3 protein-coding genes and 1 pseudogene are annotated in these 1,817 nt (G+C 69.1%); 2 read left to right on the top strand and 2 right to left on the bottom strand.

Going from position 1 to position 1,817, the window contains the following annotated elements:
• Positions 1–183 (bottom strand): annotated as a pseudogene (locus EQG76_RS10550) (tetratricopeptide repeat protein); the annotation flags it as partial.
• A 149-nt stretch (positions 184–332) separates the two neighbouring features.
• Here EQG76_RS10550 and thpR point away from each other — a divergent pair.
• The gene (gene thpR / locus EQG76_RS10545) at positions 333–893 is read left to right on the top strand and encodes an RNA 2',3'-cyclic phosphodiesterase (RefSeq protein ID WP_159713153.1); all 561 of its coding nucleotides are present in this window, start codon (positions 333–335) and stop codon (positions 891–893) included.
• Between the two features lie 7 nt (positions 894–900).
• Here the strand turns inward: thpR and EQG76_RS10540 are convergent, their stop codons facing one another.
• A complete protein-coding gene (locus EQG76_RS10540; RefSeq protein WP_159713151.1) occupies positions 901–1,263 on the bottom strand; it encodes an ArsC family reductase in 363 nt (120 codons plus the stop codon).
• A 217-nt stretch (positions 1,264–1,480) separates the two neighbouring features.
• On the opposite strand from EQG76_RS10540, the gene EQG76_RS10535 reads away from it, so the two are divergent.
• Positions 1,481–1,817, top strand: a 337-nt coding sequence (locus EQG76_RS10535; RefSeq protein WP_200840721.1) for a VOC family protein, incomplete at its 3' end; no start/stop codon positions are given.

Raw genomic sequence — 1,817 nt, 5'->3', positions numbered from 1 at the left:
CAGCCGCGCCGATTCATCCTGCCGGACCTTGGCCTGCCAGTTCTGCCAGCCGACATAGGCCGCGGTGCCGAGCACCACGAACAGCACCAAGCTCACCACCCAGCCGCCATAGCGCTTGGCGAACGCGATGGCGCGCTCACGCTGCAGGTCTTCTTGAACCTCGCGGATCAGCGCGTCGGACAAGGCGATGATTCCCCCGGCAGATGCAGGACTGGCGCCGAACGTGGCCGGCCCGGACCGTTTGCGGTTTGGTAGGGACGGACCCATCGTTTGGCAAGCGTGCTGCAATCCTCTACAACCCCGTCTACCTGCATCTTGAGGGAGGGCCGGCCATGCCGCGGATCTATGTGGCGCTCGACCTGCCCGAGAATGTGGTCGACCAGGTCGAGCGGCTGTGCGTGGGCCTGCCCGACGTGCGCTGGGCCGACCCAGACGACCTGCACATCACGCTGCGCTTCATCGGCGAGGTCGACGAGCCGACCTTCGAGGAGGTCGGCGAGGCGCTGGCGCACGTCACCGCGGCACCATTCGAGCTGCAGCTCCAGGGGATCGGCCATTTCCCGCCGCGCGGCGAGCCGACCACGCTATGGATCGGCGTGGCGCCCTCGGAAGGGTTGCAGCAGCTCAAGCGCCGGGTCGACCGCCAGCTCGCCAGCCTGGGAATCCCGTCGGAAACCCGCAAGTTCGCGCCGCACCTGACCATCGCCCGGCTGCGCGGGTCCTTGCCGGAGAACCGGCTGGGCGCGTTCCTCAAGCGGCTGAGCCTGTACCGCTCCGAGCCGTTCACCGTGAACGGCTTCACCCTTTATTCCTCGTTTCTGCGCTCAGACGGCGCCATCCACACGCCCGAGGCGACCTACGACTTCGTCCAGGGGATCGCCGAGCGCGTGTGAGGGCGCATCACGCCCGGCTGGGCCCTGCCAGCGCATGGGCATAGAGCTCCGGCCGGAAGCCCACCAGCCGGCGCTCGCCCAGATCCAGGACCGGGCGCCGGATGGCCGAGGGATGGGCCAGCATCAGCGCTGTCGCCCGCTCCCGGTCCAGCTCGGCCCGCTCGGCTTCCGGCAGCCGGCGGAACGTGGTGCCGGCACGGTTGAGCAGGGCCTCCCAACCCAGCTCGTCCACCCAGCGCAGGAGGGTGGTACGGTCGACGCCATCGCGCCTGTAGTCGTGGAAGCCATGGGCGATGCCGTGATCGTCCAGCCAGGCGCGCGCCTTGCGCACCGTGTCGCAGTTCCTGATGCCGTACATGGTCGGGGTCATCGGACGGATCCTCCAGGCGGGCTCAGGCGTCCGCCCCTGGCATCGAACCGCGAGCTCGTCCAGCCGGCATTCATTCCCCAATGGAAACCGTGCGGCCGGGAATGGCGGGATAATCATCCGCTCTGGCCGAAACCATATCATCGGCATGGTAAGCAACTGCCGGAACCAGCCCATGTCCAGCGCCGTCCAAGCCCTCGCCCTGGCCGGGAGTCAGACGATGAGCGAGCCGTCCGGCGGCGGCGCGACGCTCGCGATCGAGCGGGTCGTCCTGACCGTGCATGACTTGGCCGCCATGCGTGATTTCTACCGACAGACGGTGGGGCTGGGGTTGGTCCGGGAAGAGCCGGGCGTAGCCCTGCTGGGTGCGGGCGACCAGGTGCTGCTGGAGCTGCGCCAGGACCGGCATGCGCGCCGCCGCTCCCCAAGCGAGGCGGGCCTGTTCCATACCGCCTTCCTCCTGCCAAGCCGGGGCGATCTCGGCCGCTGGCTGCGGCATGCCATGGCGACGGGGGTGTGGGTCAGCGGTGCCTCCGACCACCACGTGAGCGAGGCCG

The sequence above is a fragment of the Geminicoccus flavidas genome, from assembly GCF_009806515.1.
GTDB classification, from domain to species: domain Bacteria; phylum Pseudomonadota; class Alphaproteobacteria; order Geminicoccales; family Geminicoccaceae; genus Geminicoccus; species Geminicoccus flavidus.
Note: the sequence above shows the minus strand (reverse complement) of the source record. Positions and strands in the feature narration are given on the sequence as shown.

What these genes read in the sequence shown, in the direction of transcription:
- thpR (WP_159713153.1), top strand. Translation starts at nt 333, where the DNA reads ATGCCGCGGATCTATGTGGCGCTCGACCTGCCCGAGAATGTGGTCGAC.
- EQG76_RS10540 (WP_159713151.1), bottom strand. Translation starts at nt 1,263, where the DNA reads ATGACCCCGACCATGTACGGCATCAGGAACTGCGACACGGTGCGCAAG.